We start from the raw sequence: 24,576 nt of genomic DNA, 5'->3' as shown, positions 1-24,576 counted from the left end.
GACCACAGACGTTCAACACAGACACATACCCGCTCTGAGGAGAACGACATGGCCCTGTTTATGGATGTCCACAATTTGGACGGTGGCGTTTCGGCCGACGACGTCGCAGACGCACACAAGAAGGACCTAGATACCCAAGAGAAGTATGGCGTTAGCTACCTCAGGTACTGGGTGAGCCAAGACGAGGGCAAGATCTTTTGCCTGGTTGAGGCGGACACCGCTGAGGACGCCGCAACCGTTCATCGTGAGGCGCACGGCCTGGTCGCCGACGAAATCTTCGCCGTAAGCGAACACAGCTAAGTACGTCGACCCACAACACTCGCCAATTTCAATGCACAACAAAGTGCATGTACCAAAGGAGGGATAGAAATGAAACGACTACTTGCGACGATAGGCCTGGCAACGGCAATGATGCTCGCGATGGCCCCCGCTGCATCTGCCGGTGGCCAAAGCGCTGGAACGCTATCGAACGCCGGCTGGTCCTGCGTCCCCGCCGGTCCCAATGACTGGACGCATTGCTTTGCGCCCGGAGGTGGATCGAACAACACGAAAGCGACTGTCGTGAAGGTATTCTCCGTGGATGGTTCAGAGTTTCTCGGTACCGAGCTACTCATCTCCGCCGCGGTGTATGCAGGTCAGCCGTGCATGACCGACGACGGCAGCGCCTATCACGATCTAAGCGGTGTCGGCAATGGCCCCTACGCGTGTCACCACTTCGACACAGGCGGATAGGCGCGCCAGGTGGAGCAAAGCTGTAGCTTAGGTTGATCGTTGTCCCGAACTTCATCGAAGTCGGGACAACGACGCGTCTGTGGTCGCTCTCGACAATCGTGAGGTTCACCGCACGCCTATCAAGCATCAGATCTGGTGGACCGTAACGAGTAATTGGGGTCAGCAGAGTCGGTGGCGTTGACCCCGACATCAACGGATACCGCAAGCGGGAGAGCGAGTTCGAAAACCGTCTCTCCGTCGCTGCGGCGGTAGGTGACATCACCATCCATGATTCGGGCGAGGCGCCGAGATATCCCGAGACCCAAACCCATCGCAACGGTGAGACCGGGTACCTGTTCGCCGCTGCGGTAGAACTCGAACACGCGATCCACGTCTTGGGGCAGCACTCCCGGTCCATCGTCGACGAGGACGATGTAGCCGGCGGACTCGTGGCGCCCGACTTCAATCCGAATGTGATCGCCGCCGTAGCGGAGGGCGTTGCTGATCAGATTGCGAACAATCTGACGAACTCTGGCGGGATCACCAACGCATCGCACCTGGCCGCCCACCAATCGAATATGGCCGGTAACACTCTGATCCCACGCTTCGAGCACCTGCGCTGCCTGCGCCCGAAGATCAACAGGGACACGCATGACCTGCAGGTTCCCGGTGTCGGACTTGGCGGCAACGAGCAGATCCTCAACAATGTTGGCGACGTCAATGCTCTCGCTGACGAGCACTCGCAACATTTCAGCATGTTCTTCCTTGGTAAAACCGCTGGCGTCGTTGCTGAGCAGTTCGGCGAATCCGAGGATCGCCGTGAGCGGCGTTCTGATTTCATGCGAAACGGAGGCGATGAGTTCCTCCTTTGAGCGTACCGAATCCCTCAGGAGCGCCTCGGCGACTTTTCGCTCGGTGATGTTAACGAGAGCAACGATGACACTGTCAAGGTCGAGCCGACCACCGGTTCGTCCGGCGGCAAAGTGGAGCGCGCAATCAATGCGATCGCCTGAGGGGTCCGTGGCAGTGAACTCGAACTCGACACGGTCGACCTGGTCCCAGATGGCAAGGAACTGCACGATGAAGGACTGCCGGATCCCCGCGTCGTGGGCTTCCTCGGGAGCGGTCTCGAGAATTTCTTCGAGGCTCCTGGCTCCGATGAGATCGAGGCCGGCGGGGTTGACGCTGAGTGTTCTTACCAGCATCATACCGACCTCTGCCTCTTTTGGATGCGCTGCCAGATACACACCGAGGTCGATAACACCAGCATCTCGCAGACCATCAAGCCACGCACCGACGGCGGAGAAGTCTTGTTCCCATATCGCGATCGGCGAACGTTCGAACAGATTCTTGTAACGCTCCTCAGTTTTTCTCATAAGCAACCGGGTGGCATGTACCGCGGTCACATCACGGACGATCGCGGTGAAGATCAACTGGTCTCCAAGCCTCGCTTTCGAGATCGTGATCTCGACGGGAAACTCCTCCCCGTTTTTGCGGCGCCCCAGCAGCGTAGAGCGCTCAGCCATACCGCGCGAGTCCTGCTCGCCGCCGGCGAAGCGCCGCACATCCTCACCATGCACCTGACGGGATCTGATCGGCAACAACATGTTGAGAGGCTGTCCCAGCGCCTCGTCAGAGCTATACCCGAATATCTGGCGTGCGCACTCATTGAAGAGAGTGATTGTTTGTTTCTCGTCGACTGAAATGATGGCGTCGCTGGCGGTGTTGAGGATCGTCTGGAGACGGCCCTCGCTGTCTATTATCGCCTTATCTCCTCGATCTCGCTCGATTGCGCCAGCAAGCACGTTGGCGAGCGATTGCACGAAGTTAACGTCTTCCGCGGTGAAAACGCACTGTCGGACCGTGTGGATGCCAAGCACTCCGTACGGCTTCTCCCGACCTCCAATAATCACGCTCACGCCACTGACGACTCTGTGGTTGACGAGGAGTTCGGGTCCACGGAATCTCTGTTCGGTATCGAGGTTCTCGACAATGACCGGACCAGAAGAAGCCAACGTGAACCCAGCCTGCGAGCTGACACCGCTCTCCACTGTGGCCGTGCCGACCAACCCAACATCCCAGCCAACACCTGCCCTCAGAAGCATCTTTCGACCATCGGGCAAGAGTTCGAGCACTTTCGCATACTCAACGTCCAGTGTCTTCGTAAGGACCCGGACCACCTCGCTCATCAATTCACCGAGGTCTGAACCCGTCACCGCCACCTGACTCACCGCAGCAACGGCGGCCTGTTGTGCTTCTCGGGCGCTGAGATCCGCCAACGCCGTCACAGCGCGATGACGACTCGCTGCTTCACGTTCGAGGAGTCGGCTGACACCGATCGCGGCAGCGCCTTGGTCGGCTACCACTTGGGTAGCACTGATCTGCGCTGGGCTGATCGAACGGCGCTCCTGATGGTCGAGCATGAGCACCCCGAAACGCTCGTCCCAGGCCGTGAGCGGGACAAAGAGGATCGACTTGCTGCCGAACGGACGAATCCACAACGCCGGATTCAAGTCTGCATTGTTCTCTGGGTCCGAATAAGCAGCGGGCTTGCCGGAGTCGAGAACTTGTCGAGCGGCGGGAAGATCCGCTTCTATCGAGCGGAACATATCCCACATTTCCATATCAGTATGGCCATCGGCGAACTGACTCATGACCGGTTTGAGTGTCCCCGCCTCGTCCAAAAGCAATATCGAGCAGCGCTCGAAATCACACACCCGGGCAGAATTGCGGGCGACCGAAGCGAGGACCTCAATGAGATAGGTCGATCTCGCAAGCACGGCTCCAACTTCGAGCAACGCTTTTGTTCCTCGGATCCGCTCGCGTCCGATCCGAAACGTCTTGACAGCCTCAAGGGCTAGGGCGACAACCCCGGCATGCGTCTCAATCGAGTCCTCTTGGGCGATCAGGGAATCGGGGTCGCCCTCAACAATCAAGGCACCGATGAACTCCGTATCAGCACGGAGGGCTACCACGAGAAACGGCTGGATACCCAATGCCTTTACTAGACGTCTTGGCAGCGCGTCTCTGGGGTTCCTTACCAAGATCGGCCGCTCACTACCACGCAGATCATCGGCCATCTCGGTCGTAGCCAAGGACATCGCCCCTCGCCATCTGGCGAACTGCCGCACGTCAGTCGTTCCCGATGAATACTCCGACACCAACGGAACTAGGTGTTCACCATCTAGCGCGTACACCGTTACTCGGTGTACCGACAACCGGTTCCCGATGAAGCGACTGAGTTCAGCGAGAACCCTCGCGCCCGACCGCTCTGTTCCTGCCCGGTGAACGAACCCGAATAACTCTCGGCTAGCCATTTGCACCATGATCAACCTGTCGGCGATTCGATGACCCACATAACCGTGCACCACCAAAGCGGCGACTGGACCGTGGGGTTCCGTCAAACTCTAGTGCTTGGCCCCTCGATCCACGCGGCTTCGAGGTGCGGGCAGTACGAACGCCGATTCCAGACCGTTCTAGCGTCCAATAGTGCAGGATCCTGCACTATTGGACGCTAGAACGGTCTTTGTGGGGCGGGTAGTGCGAAGACTGATACCTGACCGGATGATCAAAATCCGCGGAAGGCCAAACCAATCCAGGGCACCGACAGGACCAGGCGCACTTGAAGTGCATCAAGCATTGCAACCAGGAGTTGCTCGGTTTCAGTGGGGGCAATGCACGACGCGCCACTTCGCGTGAGCGTACCGACCAAGGAACGATCGACGCGTTTTACATGGCCCGCAAACCGTCCGACAGATTCAACGGTCCACCGAAGCGTGTCGTCTTGGGCTAAAACTTCAAGACGACGCCGGTTCTTGTCAAAACGCTTGAACTCACGCTGCAGAACGAGAAATGACTCATCATGAATCGTTATAACGAACCGGGCACCGCGAACGATTGCATGCCACGAGTCACGCCGATTCAGAGCAGGAGACCCGCTGGCAATTTCTAGGTTGTCGCGCATGAACGCGATGCGTCGGTAGTCGTCCTCAGCAAGGGTAAAGGGAACGACAGACCCCATGTCACGTCGTGTCACGAAGTAATCGAACCGCATGCAGAAGCGGTTGCGCCCCCAAGCGCGTCGCAACAGAAGCGGCATTGTCGAGCAGCGTCGCGACCTCTGACGTTAATCCACCTTCTTCGAGCTCCGCTTCTGCAAGACGCCACCGGGCCTTGGCTCCGTAGTAACTGTGCTCACCCCACGCATCCACCGCGATGCGCCACAAATCAGGGTCATTCTCTCCTTCGGCTCTGGCCAAGTCGGCCGTTGCAGTGACGTGAAATTCTGCACTGTATGCCCCCGGCGGATGTTCCTGTGCAAATCGAGCGTGCCACAGCCTTGCAGACGCCAACCATGAGTGATCACCGATGCCTACATGGGCGCCGTCGGCTACCACTTCGATGGCGAAGGCGCTGAGACGGATTACGTAGGGCCAGGCGTCGCCATCAGAGATAACAACCAATGCCTCAGCGGCGAGGTCGTAGGCCTCGACAAGCTCTCCACGCCACCGCAGATCCGCAACAGTCGCCGCCCAAATAGGCCCCTTCATCTGCGGGTTCAGAGCTGCAACATCTACACCGGCGAGGCGCCCCCGTTCGTCAGCAATGCTGTTGGCGTCGCCGCGCTCGGCGGCCATTGTGAGAACGCACAGCGCACGATTGATGCCGGGGTGGTCTATCCGGTCGGAGGGCGGAACAGCTCCTATGTATCTGTCCGCTTCATCCCACCGGCTGAGATCGAACAGGGTGAATGCCGCATTGACGCGGAGCATAGCCTCGTACCTGTTGTTTTCACCCAATGCAGTGGCGCGCTCAATCCCCTCCTCAAAGAGATGCAGGGCGTCGGTCGGCTTGCCGCTGTCATGGAGGATTGAACCCCAGTTCACGTGCATCAAAAGCCTCAACGACAAACGGCCCGTCCTCTGCGCAAGAGCACTCAGAGCTTCGAAATGGACACTCGCCTTCTCGAGTTCACCCAGGAATCCATAGGAAGTCCCGAGAGCGGTCACAGCAGATGCGATAGCAAGGTCAGATTCGACGATTCGGCCCATCGCAAGACCCCTCTCAGCGAACCCGATCCCCTCGCGCAATCTTGCTTGGAGTACCAGACGGCGTCCGTAGCCAGCGAGGGCTTCGGCCCGCGCGGAGTTTGGAGGGTCGTCCTTTGTTAGCCGAAGCGCCTCCAGATCAGCGGCTTCAGCTTCAGCTTGGCGTCCGACCTGCCACAGCCCTCCAGCGTGAATGGAGTAAAGCTGCCCCCTCACCTCATCATCGTCTACATGTCCATCCTGGATTTCCGAGGCAACCAGATCGACCGTTTGGATGCGCGGATCGGCAAAGTCCATTTGCGTTCGCGCCAAGCGGATCACGATCTCGGCATGCGATTGTCGAGCCACTTTTTCTGGATCGTCAAAGTCGTCCCACAAATCCAAAACCAACTGCAGATAACGCAGGATATCCGAGCCGGCCGAAGCTTCTTGCGCGGCGTCCGCTGCACGCAGCGCTGCTCGAAGTGCCCTATCGGAACTGCCAGCGTTCAACCAATGGCCAAGTACCACCGAAGCGGGCTCGTTCCGTTGCTCAAGTTCCTCACCGACGTTTCTGTGGAGGCGGGTCCGCCGCCTCGCCGACAGATCGTCGTACAACGTCTGCCGTATGAGGGCATGGGTGAAAGTAAATTCGTCCGGCCCGTCGCCCTCGCCGACAATCCCCGCGGCTGTGACTTTGCCAATGACATCATCGCACTGTTCCTCGCTCAGTCCCTCGATCGCGGCTGCGACATCCAGTGAAAAGGTAGGTCCGATCACTGCCGCAACTTCAAGGACTGCAACTGCCTCCTCGCCGAGAAGCTCTAGGCGACGGCCGACCACGTCCCGGATCCCCTCGGGAATGCCGTAGTCCTCGATCGGAACGTCGGACACCCATTGGCCATCTTGGTCTAATGCTTCGACGTCGATGAGGTGAGCTACAACCTCCTCGACAAAAAAAGGATTGCCCTGCGTCTCGCCAGAAATCGATGCAACCACCAGCTCTGAGACCTCGGCACCGAAATGCCTCCCCACCATCTCGCCAACCTCTCCCCCATCGAGGCGTTGCAAGGGGATCTTGGTGAGCCTGCGTTCGCGGCGGAAATCGGTGACCAATGCAGGCAACGGATGACCAGCAACGAGATCGGTATCGCGGTAGGTGCCAAGAATCATGAGGGGGAGTCGGTCCTGGTATCGCACGAGGTGGGCAAGAACGGCCAAGGAGTCCTCGTCCGCCCAGTGAAGATCTTCGAGCACGATGACCGTTGGGGAGACGCTGCCGAGCGGTCTCAACAGGGCCGCAAAAGCTTCTGCCATCAAATAGCGAGTGGTGTCCAAATCGGTCTGGGGCGGTGGTGGGAGCCACGACACCACGTTCACACTCGGGACAAGCTGCGCAACGTTGCCGGCGGCCGGGCCAAGTGTTGGCAGCAGTTCGGGATGAGATTCCAATACTTGCCTGGCGGCCTCAATGAAAGGCTGATACGGCAAAGCTACATCCGGAGTGCAGCGCCCCGCAACCACCATCGCCCCCTCCCCCTCCAACGCAGAACACCATGTTGAGACCAACGCGGTCTTTCCGATACCGGGTTCTCCAACCACCGTGACGAACTGCACACCGCCAGCGGCGGCCTCGTAACAAGCGTCGAGCTGAGCGATGTGATCGCCGCGCCCGACGAGCGTGGATACGGCACCCCTCGCAACGAAACGAGGCAGAGGAACCGATCCGCCACGGCCCAGCCCCGCCGTTGGAGAAGCTTCCTCGACCGACCACAGTTCCACAGGCTCGGCCACCCCCTTAAGAACATGGATGCCGATGGACAAAAACGGGAACCTCGCCCTCCGCCCAATCATCGATTGGACAGCCGACGTCACCACGATCTGACCACCATTAGCCTGATCACAAACACGCGACGCGACAGCGACCGGTAGACCCGTTACATCACCATCGGCATCAGTGACGACCTCTCCCACGTTAATACCGATACGAACGTCGATTTGGTGAGATTCCTCGGCCGACCGGTTGTGCACCCGAACGCCTTCTTGGATCCGCTGCGCAGCCCTGACGGCATCAACTGAAGAGTAAAACACGACGAGCGCACCGTCGCCGAGGCGCTTCACTATGCGACCCCCCGTTGACGACACAGCAGCCTCGACGATCGCGTCGTGCTCGCTACTGATGCGATCAGCTACGTCGTCGCCACGGAGATCACGCATCCTCGTCGAGCCGACAAGGTCCGTGAACATGATGGTTTTGACGCCGCTGGTCACCATCGCGTGACCCGACACCCAACGAGCTGTCTACACAACGTTCCTACTCCCGAACCCGAACCGCGCCCTATTCGCTGAGCACTCGGTCGGTATCCGCAAGGCGCTTCGCCAACACCGCCATCAGCTCGACCGCGATCTCAGGATTCGTCTTGACGAGCGCTCGAAAATCCCACCGAGTGATGACCAAGACAGTGACGTCGGTCTTGGCCGACACCGTGGCAGTCCGCACCGTGTCATCAAGCAGCAGAGCGATTTCACCGAAGTAGTCGCCGGGGGCGTACTCGGCGAGCAGGTGATCCCCGCGTGTTACCACGGCGGATCCCTCAACAAGCATGTAAAACCCCATGGTGCTTTGACTGTCTTCACGAATAATCTTTTCGCCCGCCGCGACAGTTCTCCTACGCGCCAGTCTTGCGATGCTTTTGACGTGCTTATCAGAGCAACTCGCAAACAGCGGTGTACCTCGTAGAAATTCAGCAGTGTCCATGGGTGGTCCCTCTCGACGATCCTACGCAGATTAGCAAGCATGAGTGCGCGCACACTCAGTGATTCCAGGGACGTATTGAGACGCGACGTCAGTCGGCTCGGCTGAGGACGTAGGCGCCGAACACCACCACGACCATACCGACGAGCTGAATCGCAACAATGGTCTCGTCGAGTACAACGACGCCAAGGAAGAGGGCAACAAGGGGTAGAAAATAGCCGATCACAGATCCACGAGATGCCCCGACTCTTCCGATCAACGACACATGCACCGTCCGCGCCAAACCGGTGCCGACCACTCCGAGAATCAAAAGCGCACCAATCGATTCCGACGACGCACCCGCGCTGTATGCCGGAATGCCGATCGGTGCCAACACAACTGTCGCAACAATCAGCGCCCACAAAATAACGGTCGGCGAACCGTATTTCGGCTGCATCGGGACAAGCAGGTTCGCGGCGAGGCCGTATCCCGAAATTCCAATGATGACAAAGAGCACCCCGAGGAGACTCGAACCGCCCTCCCCCAGCGATGGCAGCGACAGAATCACGATGCCCACGGAACCGATGGCGAGCCCCAAAACTCGCCGACGAGGGGGCAATTTAGCCATAAAGAGGGCAGCCCAGATCGCAGCCGTTATCGGAGCAGCACCGGTGATCATACCTGTCAGGGCAGACTCAATTCGCTGCTCGGCGAGAGCGAACAATATGGCTGGTGCAGCTTGACCGACCACACCTGCAATGATGATCCGAAGGTAGTCGACGCGTTCGATTCTCTTGCGGGCGGACGGGATCAGCGACAGCGCGCCAGCACCGAGTGCAACACGGGCCACGGCAAGGAACCGGGGATCGAAGGACCGCAGCGCAAGTGCAATCCAAAAGAAAGCTGAACCGAACACCAGAGCGACGATGGCAACGAGCAGCCAATGTCGCTTCTGGAAGTCGCCACTGTGCGAACCCTCAGAGGTCGACAGAGTCTTGCGGCTGCCGGTCACTACTGGGTGGGTTCGGGATCGGGCCTGTCGAGAATCTTACGGATCGGGGCCGCGACCTCTTCGTACTCAGCGTGGCGCTCAGTCTCAATCTTGGAGTACACCAAGGTATCGCCAACCTGCACTTCGAACACGCCTCCTCTTGAGGGGATCAAAGTAAAATCGTCGATGTACTGCTCAAATTCTTTGAGCAGTCCTTCTGCCATGCTGACCGCACGGCCTGTGTAGTTTCAGGCGACGCAGTATTCAATCGAAATTTTCATGCCCAGCACTGTAGCGTCTGTTGGTGCCTGCACGAGACGACCCTCATCAGCGAAATCGGTGGGCGTACCCTAGAAGCCAACCGTCGAAACGTCAGCAAGGACCGTGACAACGACGTCAGCTCCCGCCGCGGCCAGAGCTTCTCCGTTGTCTTGACGGGCTACACCAATCACGAGGCCCAACCCCCCGGCGGGCCCCGCCGCCGCATCAGAAATTGGGTCTTGTACAACCACGGGCCGAGCGGGAGTGATGGCGGTCTCGCGTGGCGTGAGACCCCGCTAGCGCACATGCCGCGGTGGCGACCGCCGACCGTTGATCGCAAGCGAATTTCGTTAAAACCCGCCTTTGCTCACGGTCAAACGCACAATCCTCTAGCTCCGTACCGACCTGCCAGCAACACCAGAGCGCGAAAAGAATCAACGAACCGGGCCACAAACGCTGACGTGATCCGATATCTCGACGATCCTCAGTCGCAGACGGCTCCGTTTTCGGCGGAACCGACGAGCTTGGCATATTTTGCGAGCACACCCGTCGTGTAGCGCGCAGGGATGCACTCCCACTTCTCCCGGCGGGCATCGAGCGTTGCGTCGTCCACCAATATGTCCAGAGTCCGGGCAGAGACGTCGACGCGTATCCGGTCACCCTCTTCGATAAGACCGATCGGACCACCGTGCGCTGCCTCGGGAGCCACATGACCGATACATAGACCGGTGGTGCCACCCGAGAACCGACCGTCGGTTATGAGCAGAATGTCGTTGCCAAGACCGGCTCCCTTGATGGCCGCGGTGATCGCGAGCATTTCACGCATACCGGGGCCGCCCTTGGGTCCCTCGTAGCGGATGATCACGACATCGCCGGCACGGAGATCGTGATCCCACATGGCCTGGAGGGCGTGTTGTTCGTCATCAAACACGCGCGCCAGCCCCTCAAACACATCCAACTCGATGCCTGCAATCTTCACAACGGCACCCTGGGGGCTGAGATTTCCGCGCAAAATCGCGATGCCTCCTTGCGTGGCGATCGGATTTTCAAGCGGCAGCACGACGTCTTGGCCGCTGGGGAACTCGACTCCAGCGAGGTTCTCGGCCATCGTCTTTCCTGTCACCGTGATGCAATCGCCGTACAAAAGTCCACCGTCCAACAAAGCCTTCAGCACGACCGGAACACCGCCGATACGGTCGAAATCGATCATATGATACTTTCCGAACGGTTTGAGATCGCCGAGATGCGGGGTGCGACGGGAGATCTCATCGAAGTCTTCGAGCTTGAGATCGACTCCGGCCTCGTGCGCTATGGCCATGAGATGCAGAACTGCGTTTGTCGACCCTCCGAGCGCCATGACCAGGGTGATCGCGTTTTCGAATGCATCGGAAGTCATGATGTCGCGAGGGCGGATATCGGCCCTCAGCAGACCCATGACCGCCTCACCGGACTGACGTGCAAATTCTCTCAAACGCGGGTCGGACGCTGCCAATGTTGCGGTACCCGGCAGCGACATGCCAATCGCCTCTCCGACAGATGCCATGGTGTTTGCGGTGAACATCCCAGCACACGACCCGACGCCCGGGCAAGCGGATTGCTCAATCGCGAGTAATTCGGCGTCGTCGATTAGCCCTTCGCTGTGAGCACCGATGCTCTGGAAAACATCGACGATTGAAATGTCTTTACCCTTGTAGTTGCCGGGCAGACTCGATCCACCATAAAGGAACACCGAGGGTAGGTTGTGCCGCGCTGCTGCCATCAACATGCCGGGTAACGACTTGTCGCACCCCGCGATCGACACCATTGCATCAAAACGCTGCGCGTGCATCATCAACTCGACCGAGTCGGCAATCACCTCGCGGGAAACGAGCGAGGCGCGCATCCCCTCGTGACCCATCGCGATGCCGTCCGAAACCGCGATAGTTGCGAACGTAAGTGCGACGCCTTCAGCTGCACGTACACCTTGCTTGGCGAGGCCGGCAAGCTCTGGACCCGTCAGGTTGCACGGTGTAACTTCGTTTCCGGCCGACACGACGCCGACCTGCGCTTTCGCAAAGTCATCTTCGCCGAGGCCGACGGCACGCAGCATTGCACGGGCGCCGGCACTAGCCGGACCGATCGTGACATCCTGGGAGTGGATCTTGATGCTCATACCACGACAATAGTGCGCCGCAAAGACTTCGGTTTCACGAACCGTTACTCACCAATGTCTTCGTTCCACAGTTCTGGGCTGGCGGCGATGAAATCGGCCATAAGCTGTTTGCATTCTGCGGAGTCAAGATTGGTCACGTTGACGCCGCGTTGACGCAGGTAACTCTCGCCGCCAACAAACGTCGTGTTCTCTCCGATCACGACACGCGGGATGCCGTACAGCAGAATTGCGCCCGTGCACATGTCACATGGCGAGAGTGTCGTATACATTGTTGCCCGTTGGTAAACTGACGCTGGCTGTCGTCCCGCGGCTTCAAGGGCATCGGTTTCGCCATGTCGGATTGCTGACCCCATCTGCACACGGCGGTTGCGCCCGCGACCAAGCACGTCGCCTCCGGCCACGAGAACTGCACCAATGGGGATGCCCCCTTCGGCGAGACCGTTACGCGCCTCTGCGATTGCCAAACTGAGATATCCGTGATCGTCCATGCCGTAACCATACGCATGCGAACGTGCGTTCACGCAGGGTTGCACTATCCTTCAGGCCCGGTCCTCACGTCGAACGCAGGACAACCCCCATGCACGATCAACTGCAACCACCCGCGCCCGCACCCACGAAGAGACGGATGTCTCGCACGAAGAAGGTACTCCTCGGGTTTCTCCTCGTCGCCATCACGATGGTGTTCGGCGCGGTCGGGTTTATCTTGTGGGCGGATGCGAAGATCGACAAGATCCCGGCATCGGAGTTGACATCGCTCCGGCCGGTCGTCGAGAACGAGCCACGAACGCTGCTGCTCGTTGGCAGCGACTCCCGCGAGGATCTCCCCGAGGATTGGGAAGACAACTTCGGCAACTTCTCCGGCAAACGCACCGACGTGATCATGATCGCCCAGATCAACAAGGACGGCACCGGCCAGTTGATTTCGCTTCCTCGAGATCTGAAGGTCGACATTCCCGGCCGAGGGGTGAACAAAATCAATGCCGCCTTCGTGTTTGGCGGTCCAGATCTGCTGATCCAAACAATCCAGAGCAACTTCGCCATTTCGATCAACAACTACATTGAGATCGACTTCGGCGGATTCGGGCGCATCGTCGATTCGCTCGGCGGCATTGAAATCACCTTCGATTACCCCGCTCGCGACAGGAAATCTGGCCTCAACGTCGAAGCTGGGACACAGCGGCTTGACGGTGAGATGGCGCTCGCATACGCACGATCCCGCTTTTACCAGGAAAAACAGAACGGCAAGTGGGTAAGCGTTCGCGGCAGCGATATCGGCCGCACGGGTCGCCAACAGGAAGTACTTTTGACCATGTTCAAACAGGCGACGAGGGTTGGTTCGGCATTCAACCTGCCGGGTTTCGTCGGCACGTTCGCAGAGCAGATCACAGCAGATGAAGGGGTGACACCAGGCGTGCTACTCGAGCTTGGTCGGGCTGGCCTATCGCTCAACGCCGACCAACTAGAAATGCGAACCTTACCCGTAGAAATCGCCAACCAGAACGGCGTGTCGTATGTGATCACTATCGAGCCAGCCGCTTCGGAGTTGTTGGCAGCGTTCAGGGCAGGGACCCCGTTCCCGCCCGAATAGTTCATCCGTTGGCACCCTTCGAGGATGCGCGTCATCTCTAGCAGCGCGTCACCCCTATTGTGTGTCCATCTCTCCAGACGAAAAGGGACGGTATGAGTGACTTCAACAGTGACATTGTCAACGAGTTCCGCCAGAACGCGGGCAAGGTCGGGGGCATGTTCGAAGGAGCGTCGCTGCTGCTCCTCCACAGTACCGGGGCGAAGAGTGGTCAATCTCGCGTTCATCCTCTGATGTTTCAACAGCTCGACAAAGCGTACGCAATTTTTGCGTCGGCCGCTGGCGCACCGAGTAGCCCGGCCTGGTACCACAACATCGTTGCCAATCCCGATGCAAGGATCGAGGTCGGAACCGAGACCCTCCCAGTTACAGCTCGTGTCTTGAGCGACGATGAGCGGTCACCAATCTGGGAGAAGCAGAAGGCGGACTTTGCAAACTTCGCCGAGTATGAGGGAATGACAACTCGCCAGATCCCGGTCATTGTTCTCCAACCAAAGGACTGACGGGGACTTCTCTTGTGTGAGATCTCGGGGGCCGGCTCCGCCGTGATCGCACACCGCCACTCTCGTTCGTCCCAGTGACTGACGCGGCGATCACTTGCGCCTGCTACGTCGAAGCGTGTGTAGCGTGACGACCAACAAGCTTCCCGCCGGACCAGGCGGGGACGAGTTTGTCATGTTCTGAAGGCTTCGGTAATGCCTTCTGCCAAGCCGAGTGGGAACCGGACTCAGATGATCAATACACCGCACATTCACACCAGACTCGGTCATCCTGACTTTGTCGATCTCGATTGGGCGACACCGATCTCTGAGTGGACACATGACCGCCTCGTAGAGATGCCGAAAGGTATTCATCGACACCCCGTCGTCTTCGTTGCATACAGCGAAGGCGTGTACGCAATCAAGGAAATGCCGCTGCATCTCGCCAGACACGAGTTCAAGGTACTTCGCTCGATGGAAGACGCCACCCGCCACACCGCCCGCGCGGTCGGGTCCGTCGAACGCCCCTGGGTCCCGCGGGACCGAGAATGGTCTGGTGCTGTTATCACGGCGTATGTGCCCCACGCCTTCCCGTATCGGGACCTCGTGTCAGGGCACGGATTCGGGAACCAGCGAGACGCGCTCCTCGACGCCTTCGCCGGGCTACTCGTGGAGTTGCACCTCAACGGGTTGTACTGGGGTGACTGCTCGCTCTCGAACACGTTATACCGGTGGGACGCCTCGCTGATCGAAGCGATCATGATCGACGCGGAGACGTCGCGGGTGTATTCGCGGATGTCCAGGGGCCAACGCTTGGAGGATCTGGAGATCATGGAGATGAACGTCGCGGGCGAGATGGCCGACATCGCCGTCGAGCAGGGTGGCGACCTCGACGATGCGGACCTGACCCTCGGGAACGACATCGCTGCTCGCTACCACGGCCTGTGGAAGGAGCTTACGACGTCACTGATCGTCACCGCGGGCGACCACTATCGAATTAGGGAACGCATCACCCGCCTCAACGACCTCGGGTTCGCAATCGACGATATCAATCTGATCCCGGTCGACGATGGAGCAAATGTGAAAATTCGGGTGAAAGTTGGCGGACGTCATCACCACTCCCAGCGGCTTCGGCAAATCGCTGGCATCGACGCTTCCGAAAACCAGGCCCAGGTCATCTTGTCAGACCTCAACTATCACGAAGTCAAATTCGGAAGGATGTCGAAGACTGGCAAGGCGGTCGCAGCGATCAAGTGGCGATCAGCAATATTCGAACCGTTGATGCTGAAAATCGTCGACGACCTACCCGACCAAGATGCGCTCCAGGCCTACAGCGACTTCCTCGGTTTTCGCCTTGAGGAGGCCAAGCGGCAGATGCGCGACATCCCAAACTCGGAGGCATACGACTCGTGGCAGGCGGCGGGATTCCCCGGGTTCAAGAGCTCAGCAGTCAAACCGACTCGGGCGTCACAGGCAAGTCTCGGCGACGGTTGAACCGGTTGCCGCAGACGCAGATCTATCTGTCAGCGGCGTCGGCCCGCTCTGTGGCGTCAGCCCTGTCCGCTCCATCAGCCGAAACGTCCCTGAACTGTTTCTCGAACAAGGTGGCATACAGTCCCGATTGGGCAAGCAGCTCTTCGTGAGTCCCGGTCTCTTGTATGCGCCCGTTGTCGACGACGAGGATGGCGTCGGCGTTCACAATGGTCGACAGGCGATGGGCAATGACAAGCGACGTGCGGTCCCGCATCACGCGCTCCAACGCGTCTTGCACGAGCGCCTCAGACTGCGAATCGAGATGCGAGGTCGCCTCGTCGAGGATCAGAATCGACGGGTTCTTCAAGATCACTCTCGCAATGGCGACGCGCTGTTTTTCGCCGCCGGAGAGTCGATATCCGCGCTCGCCGACCCTGGTTGCGAAACCGTCAGGTAACGAATCGATGTAGTCGAGTATGTTCGCCGCGTCGGCCGCAGCACGCATCTCGTCAAGGGTTGCTGATGGCTTCGCGTATCTGAGGTTCGCCTCGATTGTGTCATGGAACAAATACGTCTCTTGAGTGACGACGCCTACTGCCTGAGACAGCGTGCGGGGAGAGATGTTGCGAACGTCGATACCGTCGATCAACACGGCCCCGCTGACTACGTCATACAACCTCGGCACCAGGTACGTCATCGTCGTCTTGCCAGCGCCCGACGGCCCAACGAGGGCGACGGTCTGCCCAGGGTGGATGACGAAGGACACATCCTGGAGGGTCAACGCAGACGAGCGCTGCCGGAGGATGTCGTCGGTTTGTCCGCTGTCTCCCCAACCAAACCGTGCCACAGACTCAAGACCGGCACCAGCAGTCGCCTGGTAAGCAAACGAGACGTCGCGGAACTCGACCAAGCCGGCAACGTTCTCCAGGTCCACTGGGTCGACCGGCAGAGGCACATCGAGCGGTAGGTCAAGCACCTCGAACACGCGCTCGAACGAAACCATCGAAGTCGTGAACTCAACCCTGGCGTTTGCAAGCGCGGTGAGCGGACCGTAGAGCAAGCCGAGGTACGCGCTGAGTGCGACAACCGTACCGATAGTGATGGCACCGTTGATGACAAATACGGCGCCAAGCCAGAAGGTCACTGCCGTACCAAGTGCCGAGAGCAGCCCGAGCGCCATGAAGAACCATCTTCCGATCACTGCCTGACGAACACCGAGATCGCGCACATGGGCAGCAGAGTTACTAAAACGGTCCGATTCGTAGGTCGCCCTACCAAACAACTTGACCAGCAGCGCCCCAGAAACCGACAGGGTCTCCTGCATAATCGCGTTCATGGTCGCGTTGTTCACCATCTGGAGTCGACGCACTTCCCGCAGTCGGACGCCGACCTTACGCGATGCGTAGATGAACGCCGGCAGTATCGAAATTGCCAGCAGCGTGAGGCGCCATTCGAGTCTCAGCATGATGATTGACGTCACAATGACGGTGAAAGTGTTTGCCACCAACGACACGAACGTCGCAGTGACGGCCTGCTGGGCGCCGATCACGTCGGAGTTCAGGCGGCTCATCAGCTCACCGGTCTTTGTGTTCGTGTAGAACCCGAGCGACATCGACTGGAGATGGTCGAACAGCTGCCCTCTCAGGTCGAAGATGATGCCCTCGCCCATCTGCGCTGTTGCCCGCCGCTGGAGAACGCCGACCACTCCATTGATCAACGGGATCGCGACCATGCCGAGGCCCAACCATGTCACCAAGCTGAGGTTCTCCTTGGGAATGGCCGTGTCGATCAACGTCCGCATGAGCAGCGGTGGGCCGAGCGTCAACGTCGAGATCACGAAGATGGTTATGAGAACGACGACAAGCTGAGGCCGGTACGGAGTCGCGTAAGTCAGTACGCGCCTGAGCAATGCACGGTCGATCGGTGGAGGTGACTGAGAATCATCTTGGCGCATGAACGCGCCGAAGGAACTTCCGTGCATCATGCGACAATTTTACACCCGCGCTACATCGCCAAACACGCCCCCTGCCTCTCGGGATTCAGCCGTCCGGTTACAAGACTTCGGCACCGTGTTGGAGCGGAACCATACAGTCCCTAACGGAAAAACGGTCGCCGCCTGTCAGAGCACCAAACCGCCAACCGCCTCGGCAAGTGTGCCGATTTCGTCACTCGTATTGAAGTAATGCGGCGCCGCACGGACAAGCGACGTGATACCGCGCCGATCAAAGTCGATAACACTCGAAGCGCGGGTACTGAAAGACACATTGATGCCGCCCGACTTGAGCACATCACGAACCACGTGCGGATCCACCCCGGCAACATCAAATGTAACGATTGCGCCCTGTACCCGACCACGGTCGTGAAGGGTCACACCAGGAGTTTCCTGAAGCCGTACACGCAATTCGCTCGACAAGTCCTGGACCCTTTCCCAGATCAACTCAAGTCCAAGATCAAGTGCGTAATCAACAGCGACACCAAACCCGATTTTTGCCGCGATCATCGACTCCCAATGCTCAAACCGTCGTGCGGTAGCGACCGGTCTGAAACTCGTCGGAGACGTCCATTTAGCGCCATGGTGGTCGAGCACGATCGGATCGAGCCTGTCCAACATCGAGCCCCGTACCCAAAGAAATCCGACACCACGCGGACCGCGCAGAAACTTACGACTCGTACCCATGACCATGTCACAGCCAATAGCTTCAACATCAATTGGCATCTGCCCAAGCGTCTGACACGCATCGAGAAGGAATGGCACACCAGCACTCCGGGCAACCTTCCCCACCTCAGCAACTGGATTGACGAGGCCACCGCTCGTCGGCATGTGGTTGATGGAGATCAACTTGGTGCGGTCCGTGATCATCGATTCCAGCGCGGTAACGTCCATCTCGCCGGTCTCGGTATCAGGAACAATGTCGACAGTAATCCCCTTCCGCTGCGCGATCTGGAGGTAGGCCACAAAATTAGCGCCGTACTCAGTGGTCGTCGTTAACACCTGATCACCAGGCTCGAACCGCATGCCATAGAACGCCTGCTGCCACCCGACAGTCGCGTTGTCGACGACCGCGATCTCGTCCACTGCCCCGTTGACGAGTCTTGCGAGCGAGGTGTAGACAGCTTGGATCTCTTCGACGTGAGCGCGCTCTGCTTCGTACCCACCCCCGAGAAACTCCTCCTTGAGAACCTCAGTGATCTTGTCATACACGGGCCGAGGCATGAGAGACGCCCCTGCGTTGTTGAAGTGAACAACATGGTCGACGCCGGGTGTGTCGGCGCGAACTGCGGCAACATCAATCATTGAATGATCCTCCCCTCCATACCGCCGGCCACCGTGATCACCTGACCCGAGACGTGCCCTGAGATGGTGTCCGACGCAAGCATCACAGCAGCGGTAGCAACATCCTGAGGTCTCCCCAGTTTTTTGAGCGACATAGTTGCGGTTGCCCACTCAACGTGGTCCTGTGTGATCGATCCTTCCTTGCGCGGAGTAACGATCCATCCCGGGTTGATCGCGTTCACCCGCACGCCATCTCCGATACGGGCAGCCTCGTTCTTGAGAGACAGCAAAAGCCCTGACTGGAGGGCGCCTTTGGCAGCCGCGTAGTCCGAGTGACCTGCTTCGCCGAACTGTCCGGCGGTCGACGCCGTCAAGATCAGCGAACCTGTTCTTGTGGTCACGAGGTGGCGAAAAAAGGCCCGCGCCGTAAGGAAGGTTGTCGTGAGATTGGCGTCGATGGTGGTGCGCCACCGCTCAAGGTCCATTTCCCAAATGGGCGTGTCATCGCCAGGCCACCACCCGGCGTTGGCACACACAACGTCAAGCCGACCAAGAGCTTCGACGGCGGCGGGTATGAGCGCGTCCGCCTCGGCCTCGTCGGTCAGATCGGCACCAAGGGCGACACCATCGATCTCGGCTGCGAGCTCCACAGCTGCGTCCCGAGAGGTGTGGTAGTGGACCACAACCTTGGCGCCCTCCTGCGCAAAAGCACGCACGATCTCAGTACCGATGCCGCCGGCGCCACCGGTGACCAACACTCCCTTGCCTGCAAGTCCCGTATCCATGTGCCTCCGTTTCTGAGCCGGAGCTTAGAAGTGATCGTCGCCTTGGTCGGTCACTACCGATGTGGGTAGCCGATCGTGCCCAGCGCTTCGGTGATCTCGTCGAAGATCGCCGGATCATCGACCGTGGCCGGCATCTTCCAGGCCTCGTCATTAGCGATTTTGGCGATCGTTCCTCTGAGTATCTTGCCAGACCGTGTTTTCGGAAGACGCTTGACGACAGCAGTCGACTTGAACGCCGCGACCGGACCGATCTGCTCACGAACCGCAGCAACCACATCGCTAACAACGTCTTCGGTGTTCTGATCGACACCGACCTGGAGAACCAGCAACCCGATCGGAAGCTGCCCTTTCAGATCATCCGCGACACCGATCACGGCGCACTCGGCAACCAAAGGATGCGACATGAGCACCTCTTCGAGAGCACCGGTGGAAAGACGATGACCGGCAACGTTGATGATGTCGTCGGTCCGAGCCATGACAAAGACGTAACCGGTGTCGTCGATAAAACCCGCGTCGGCAGTCTCATAGAATCCCGCGAACCCGGAGAGGTAGGTTTCAACAAACCGTTGCTCCGCATTCCAGAGTGTCGGAAACGAACTCGGAGGCATCGGGAGCTTCACACACAGCGCACCGATCTCGCCTGCTGGAAGTTCAGCACCGTTTGGACCAAGCACCGCCACCTCCCACCCCGGAACCGGTCGCCCCGGAGAACCAGGCTTCACTGGGGAGCTGTCTATGCCCAGCGATGTCGCTGCAATCGCCCAACCGGTTTCGGTTTGCCACCAATGGTCGATTACCGGAACGCCCAGCTTCTCCTCTGACCAGGCGAGCGTTGCCGGGTCAAGGCGCTCTCCGGCTAAGAACAGTGATCGCAACCTGCTCAGGTCATGGTCGGCGAGCAACGATGCGTCCGGGTCATGCTGGCGGATCACTCGGATAGCGGTCGGAGCGGTGAACATGCTCACGACACCGTGGTCTGCAATGACTCTCCAGAACGCACCGGCATCCGGCGTTCCGACCGGCTTACCTTCGTAAAGCACCGATGTGCAGCCGTGCATGAGGGGGGCGTAAACAATGTAGGAGTGACCTACGACCCAACCGACATCGGATGCCGCCCACCACACCTCTCCGGGACTCACGTCGTAGACGTTCTGCATCGACCACTTCAGGGCAACGGCGTGGCCACCGTTGTCTCGAACGATCCCCTTCGGCTGTCCCGTTGTCCCCGACGTGTAGAGGATGTACAGCGGGTCGGTGGCCGCGACCGGAACGCAGTCGTGCGGTGCCGCCATCGACATCTCCTCCTCCCAGTCGAGGTCTCGACCCGACTGCATGTCGGCTGTCAACATGTCGCGCTGATAGATGACACAATGATCGGGTTTGTGCGTCGCCATCTCAATCGCCCGATCGAGAAGGGGCTTGTACTCGATTATCCGATCGACCTCGATACCGCACGAAGCCGAAACGATGGCCTTCGGCTCACAGTCGTCGATGCGCACAGCGAGCTCACCTGCGGCGAACCCGCCGAACACGACAGAGTGGACAGCGCCGATCCTCGCGCACGCCAACATTGCAATGACCGCTTGGGGAATCATCGGCATGTAGATGATGACTCGATCACCCTTGCCGACACCGCGAGCGACGAGAACTCCGGCGAACCGTGCGACGCGATCGAGAAGACTGGCGTAGGTGTACGTTTCGACCACGCCCCTGACTGCACTGTCGTAGATCAGGGCGGCTTGCTCGGCTCGACCACGCTCGACGTGCCGGTCGAGCGCGTTGTAACACGTGTTCATCTCTCCCCCGACGAACCACCGAGCGGCCGGTGTTGCCTGGCGGTCAAGCACCGTGTGCCACGGTTTGGTCCAGTCAATGTCTTGTGCCGCTTCTGCCCAGAACTCTTCAGGATGGTCCAATGATCGCCTGTATGTGGCATGGAATGAGTCGGTCATGGACTCAAGATAGCGAATGGCACCGGCCCCATGACCGGCGTCGGCGGAGATCGTCGAGGGGACCTACGATGGGGCACCCTGGAGAAGGAGTCAAACCATGGGTGTAGAGCTTCCTCAGAGCATCAAGGACATGGTCGACGAGAAGATGATGGTCTTCATCGCGACCACGCTTGATGACGGTGCGTCTCACGTCACCGCGATGTGGATTGATCGCGACGGCGACAACCTATTGTTCAGCACTGTGCTCGGCCGGGTGAAGGCCAACAACCTACAACGCGACGCACGGGTCTCGATCAGCTTCGTGGCTGCCGGTGATGCGTATCACAACGTGACGATGCAGGGCCGTGTCGTCGAGACCGATACCAATGGGAAGTGGCTCATCAACCAGCTCGCCAAGAAGTACCTTGATCTCGATGAGTATCCGTGGACGCAAGAGGGCGAGGTTCGGTTGAACTGCACCGTGGAAATTGACTCCTTCAGCGGCTAGCCGTCCGCTGGTTGAGTGACAATCAGCGGCCTGCTCCTCCGAGTACGCTTGCGACCATGAGTTCGGCAGCCAAGATGACCGTCCGAAGTGCCCAGATCCTGGCGCTTCTTGCCGCCGCCTACGTGTCAGCGCAGCTCCTTGCCGACATCACCAGTCTGCGCATTGTCGACATCGGCGGGTTCGCAATGGACGGAGGCACGCTGATCTATCCGATCACGTTCACCCTTCGCGACATGGTCCACAAGGTCGCCGGTAAGAGAGTCGCACGGACGCTGATCTTTGCCAGTGCAGCGATCAACCTTGTGATGGCTGGGTTGTTCTGGATCGTGACGAACATGAACCTGATCCCGGAAACAGGACCCCAGTCAGAGTTGTTTGGCGACGTGCTCGGACCCGTATGGAGAATCGTGTTTGCATCGATCATTGCCGAGGTGATCTCCGAACTTGTCGACACCGAGATCTACTCCCGCTGGGTGAAGAACTTCGGCGAACGAATGCAATGGGGAAGGGTGCTGTCATCCAACATCGTCGCCATTCCGATCGACTCCGTCATATTTGCGCTCATCGCATTCGGTGGTGTGTTCTCGGGCGCGGTCGTGGCCGACATCATCCGCACAAACATCCTGATCAAAGGCATCGTGACGCTGCTATCCATCCCACTCATCTACCTGGTACGACCCGGCCGCGCAGTAGACGAAGAAGAACTCGTCGACGCCCAGATGTGACAGCCGACTGGCAGAGCTCCGACATCGACCGGAGGAAAGGGTCCGCCGGGTGACGCCCGTACGACAATCAACGACTTCGATCAGACGGCCGACGTCGAACGAAGGATGTCAAAGAGCACGCGACAAGAACCACGTTGGGCACCTCCGCGCCTGATCACGGCCTGGCGTACTGACCCACTCGGATTAACACTATGTAGGAATCCACGCCGACCTCCACTAGCTGAGTCCGCGCGGCCACGTCGTCGAGACGGGCACGTACGCTACATCCCTGTTCGGGGGAGGGCGTACAACGATCACTTGCCGGATACCACACGGTGTACCCGGCGCCTTCGAAGATCTGCTGGCTCACGAGTCCAAAGGGGGTACCGATTGGCATCCGGTAGGTTTGATCGACGTCGTCTCCGACTACGAGCAGATCACCTCGTATCGGGTCCCCGCCATCCCGACGCTCATGATCGGTGGCGATGTCACCGCCGCCGGAACCGTACCGGGTGTCGAGGAACTTTCCGATGCCGTTCGCTCACGAGCACAGCTAAGCACGTAAAGCATGCCTCTCAACCCAGGATCCGTACTCCGTAGATGGGGCCGAAGCGATACTCAGGGCCTCCGCATCGTCACCGACACGAGCCGCCGTGGTAAACCGGCCTCTTCAAAGTTGAATCGGTCGACGATCTTGTAACCGACCGACAGACGTTCGATCAGTTCCTGGTCGAAGAAGTGCACAATGAACCCACCATGCTCGTACATGTCGTCACCCCGATAGATTCCAGTTCCGTGGTGAGCGTCGTCGGTTGTCCGCGCGGTGTAGGTCACCAGACCACCGGGACGCAGTACCCGCCGCACCTCAGCGGCCAGCGCCTCGAGCTGGCCCGTCGTCAACGCCATACAGAACAACATGTGCGAATAACACACATCGAACGACCCATCGGGGAATGGCAGCGACCCACGGACATCATGGCGGACACACACCACACTCGCCCCCTGCTCGGCAGCCTTGGTGCCGATGGTCCGAAACGAGGTCTCCGTGTAGTCCAACGCCGTGACTGAGAACCCGGCTGCCGCCAGATACAACGTGTCACGTCCCTGGCCGGCCCCCAGCTCCAACAAATCCACGGCATCCGCCTCCTCGAAGCCCGTCGCCGCGGCCACCGCCGACTCGCTTGGATCGAGCCCGAACAAATCGACGTTCGCGGAAAGCACCAACTCCCAATGATCCCGCTGAGCATCCAACATTGCCGAATCGTCTGCCGAAACCACCGATTCCTCCAGCCATCGAGATGCACTGACCACCGCAGCTTCCAGCGATGATAGTCCAGGCCGGACAGCACATCCGGCGAACGCCTCAGGCCAGGTCCGTTCCATGGTGCGGCACGGATCCGCCCGACTCAGCGCCGAACGGCAGGATCATAGAGCCGGCCGACATCCGCAGCTCACGGGCACCGGGTTCTAGCTGCGCTGCCGGCTGCCCGCCAGAGAGGTCCAGGCCGCGCCAGGCATCTTCGCCGGCTACCAGCGGATGGTCCACCTTCACGTGCTGCCCCACATAGGCAGCGCCGTGCTCCGCAACCTGCGGGCCGCTCAAGGTCGTCTTCGCACGGCGCGGCCGTTCCAGTCCGGCGGTCACCATGGCGACCTATCAGCACATCCTCGACGAGACGCACACCGAAGCCGCCGCCAGCATGGCCGCCCTCCTCAACCCGGATCCCTCTACCGGATAGCCGCCGGTAGAACAGCAGAACACACGACCAAGCCCCGGACGGCAACCATCAGACAAGGGCTTTCTTCATAGCGAGGCCAGGATTTGAACCAGCGCCCTTCGGGTTATGAGCCCGATTCTGGGGGTGCCGCTGACCTGGGGAAACCCGTGAAACGCCTGTCCTGACTGGGTTTTCGCCTCTCAACGTTTCTCACCATTTCCCGCTCCCTCCCACCCTCTCGCG

General features: G+C 59.4%; 23 protein-coding genes. 8 read left to right on the top strand and 15 right to left on the bottom strand.

Annotation, left to right across the window (positions count from 1 at the left end):
- The first annotated feature begins 48 nt into the window (after positions 1-48).
- Together IIC71_06150 and IIC71_06145 are read left to right on the top strand one after the other, a co-directional pair.
- Positions 49-300 (top strand): DUF4242 domain-containing protein, encoded by a 252-nt coding sequence (locus IIC71_06150; protein ID MCH7668768.1) that lies wholly within the window; start codon positions 49-51, stop codon positions 298-300.
- 69 nt (positions 301-369) lie between these two features.
- Positions 370-732, top strand: a complete 363-nt coding sequence (locus IIC71_06145; GenBank protein ID MCH7668767.1) for a hypothetical protein — start codon at positions 370-372, stop codon at positions 730-732.
- 119 nt (positions 733-851) lie between these two features.
- Here the strand turns inward: IIC71_06145 and IIC71_06140 are convergent, their stop codons facing one another.
- From IIC71_06140 to IIC71_06100, 9 genes are all read right to left on the bottom strand, one after another.
- The gene (locus tag IIC71_06140) at positions 852-4,028 is read right to left on the bottom strand and encodes a PAS domain S-box protein (GenBank protein ID MCH7668766.1); all 3,177 of its coding nucleotides are present in this window, start codon (positions 4,026-4,028) and stop codon (positions 852-854) included.
- Positions 4,029-4,279: 251 nt separating this feature from the next.
- Entirely contained in the window at positions 4,280-4,747 is a 468-nt protein-coding gene (locus IIC71_06135; GenBank protein MCH7668765.1) for a hypothetical protein, read from the bottom strand.
- Entirely contained in the window at positions 4,734-8,012 is a 3,279-nt protein-coding gene (locus IIC71_06130) for an AAA family ATPase (protein ID MCH7668764.1), read from the bottom strand. Before IIC71_06130 ends, IIC71_06135 begins: the two co-directional genes overlap by 14 nt.
- A gap of 64 nt (positions 8,013-8,076) precedes the next feature.
- A complete protein-coding gene (locus IIC71_06125; GenBank protein ID MCH7668763.1) occupies positions 8,077-8,496 on the bottom strand; it encodes a cyclic nucleotide-binding domain-containing protein in 420 nt (139 codons plus the stop codon).
- Positions 8,497-8,584: 88 nt separating this feature from the next.
- Entirely contained in the window at positions 8,585-9,484 is a 900-nt protein-coding gene (locus IIC71_06120; protein ID MCH7668762.1) for a DMT family transporter, read from the bottom strand.
- Positions 9,484-9,687 carry an Rdx family protein gene (locus tag IIC71_06115; GenBank protein ID MCH7668761.1) on the bottom strand — a complete coding sequence of 68 codons (204 nt, stop codon included), beginning with the start codon at positions 9,685-9,687 and terminating at the stop codon, positions 9,484-9,486. The genes IIC71_06120 and IIC71_06115 overlap by 1 nt, the downstream gene beginning before the upstream one ends.
- Positions 9,688-9,813: 126 nt before the next feature.
- The gene (locus tag IIC71_06110; GenBank protein MCH7668760.1) at positions 9,814-9,975 is read right to left on the bottom strand and encodes a hypothetical protein; all 162 of its coding nucleotides are present in this window, start codon (positions 9,973-9,975) and stop codon (positions 9,814-9,816) included.
- Positions 9,976-10,208: 233 nt separating this feature from the next.
- Positions 10,209-11,876, bottom strand: coding sequence for a dihydroxy-acid dehydratase (ilvD, locus tag IIC71_06105; protein ID MCH7668759.1), 1,668 nt, complete (start codon positions 11,874-11,876; stop codon positions 10,209-10,211).
- Between the two features lie 44 nt (positions 11,877-11,920).
- Positions 11,921-12,364, bottom strand: a complete 444-nt coding sequence (locus tag IIC71_06100; protein MCH7668758.1) for a nucleoside deaminase — start codon at positions 12,362-12,364, stop codon at positions 11,921-11,923.
- A 137-nt stretch (positions 12,365-12,501) separates the two neighbouring features.
- Between IIC71_06100 and IIC71_06095 the strand changes: the two genes are divergently transcribed.
- From IIC71_06095 to IIC71_06085, 3 genes are all read left to right on the top strand, one after another.
- Positions 12,502-13,464, top strand: coding sequence for an LCP family protein (locus tag IIC71_06095; protein ID MCH7668757.1), 963 nt, complete (start codon positions 12,502-12,504; stop codon positions 13,462-13,464).
- Between the two features lie 92 nt (positions 13,465-13,556).
- On the top strand, positions 13,557-13,964 hold the full coding sequence (locus tag IIC71_06090) for a nitroreductase family deazaflavin-dependent oxidoreductase (protein MCH7668756.1): 408 nt from the start codon (positions 13,557-13,559) through the stop codon (positions 13,962-13,964).
- Positions 13,965-14,192: 228 nt separating this feature from the next.
- Positions 14,193-15,434, top strand: a complete 1,242-nt coding sequence (locus tag IIC71_06085; protein MCH7668755.1) for a DUF4032 domain-containing protein — start codon at positions 14,193-14,195, stop codon at positions 15,432-15,434.
- Between the two features lie 22 nt (positions 15,435-15,456).
- On the opposite strand, the gene IIC71_06080 is transcribed toward IIC71_06085, so the two are convergent.
- The 4 genes from IIC71_06080 to IIC71_06065 form a co-directional block, all read right to left on the bottom strand.
- On the bottom strand, positions 15,457-17,397 hold the full coding sequence (locus IIC71_06080; protein ID MCH7668754.1) for an ABC transporter ATP-binding protein: 1,941 nt from the start codon (positions 17,395-17,397) through the stop codon (positions 15,457-15,459).
- 135 nt (positions 17,398-17,532) lie between these two features.
- Positions 17,533-18,708: an aminotransferase class V-fold PLP-dependent enzyme gene (locus IIC71_06075; GenBank protein MCH7668753.1), complete on the bottom strand. Its 1,176-nt coding sequence runs from the start codon at positions 18,706-18,708 to the stop codon at positions 17,533-17,535.
- Positions 18,705-19,472 carry an SDR family oxidoreductase gene (locus tag IIC71_06070; protein MCH7668752.1) on the bottom strand — a complete coding sequence of 256 codons (768 nt, stop codon included), beginning with the start codon at positions 19,470-19,472 and terminating at the stop codon, positions 18,705-18,707. The genes IIC71_06075 and IIC71_06070 overlap by 4 nt, the downstream gene beginning before the upstream one ends.
- Before the next feature lie 53 nt (positions 19,473-19,525).
- Complete coding sequence (locus IIC71_06065) at positions 19,526-21,424, bottom strand: propionyl-CoA synthetase (GenBank protein ID MCH7668751.1); 1,899 nt, start codon at positions 21,422-21,424, stop codon at positions 19,526-19,528.
- A gap of 97 nt (positions 21,425-21,521) precedes the next feature.
- Here IIC71_06065 and IIC71_06060 point away from each other — a divergent pair, with 97 nt between their 5' ends.
- The 3 genes from IIC71_06060 to IIC71_06050 all read left to right on the top strand — a co-directional run bounded on the left by IIC71_06060 (position 21,522) and on the right by IIC71_06050 (position 23,180).
- Positions 21,522-21,911 carry a TIGR03618 family F420-dependent PPOX class oxidoreductase gene (locus IIC71_06060; GenBank protein ID MCH7668750.1) on the top strand — a complete coding sequence of 130 codons (390 nt, stop codon included), beginning with the start codon at positions 21,522-21,524 and terminating at the stop codon, positions 21,909-21,911.
- Positions 21,912-21,967: 56 nt separating this feature from the next.
- Positions 21,968-22,636, top strand: coding sequence for a queuosine precursor transporter (locus tag IIC71_06055; GenBank protein MCH7668749.1), 669 nt, complete (start codon positions 21,968-21,970; stop codon positions 22,634-22,636).
- A gap of 385 nt (positions 22,637-23,021) precedes the next feature.
- Positions 23,022-23,180: a thioredoxin family protein gene (locus tag IIC71_06050; protein MCH7668748.1), complete on the top strand. Its 159-nt coding sequence runs from the start codon at positions 23,022-23,024 to the stop codon at positions 23,178-23,180.
- A 53-nt stretch (positions 23,181-23,233) separates the two neighbouring features.
- Here the strand turns inward: IIC71_06050 and IIC71_06045 are convergent, their stop codons facing one another.
- Both IIC71_06045 and IIC71_06040 read right to left on the bottom strand, forming a co-directional pair.
- Positions 23,234-23,869, bottom strand: a complete 636-nt coding sequence (locus IIC71_06045) for a class I SAM-dependent methyltransferase (GenBank protein ID MCH7668747.1) — start codon at positions 23,867-23,869, stop codon at positions 23,234-23,236.
- A 109-nt stretch (positions 23,870-23,978) separates the two neighbouring features.
- Positions 23,979-24,263, bottom strand: a complete 285-nt coding sequence (locus IIC71_06040) for a hypothetical protein (GenBank protein MCH7668746.1) — start codon at positions 24,261-24,263, stop codon at positions 23,979-23,981.
- Positions 24,264-24,576 lie beyond the last annotated feature (313 nt).

This window comes from Acidobacteriota bacterium (genome assembly GCA_022562055.1).
GTDB lineage: Bacteria > Actinomycetota > Acidimicrobiia > Spongiisociales > UBA5794 > BMS3BBIN02.
Note: the sequence above shows the minus strand (reverse complement) of the source record. Positions and strands in the feature narration are given on the sequence as shown.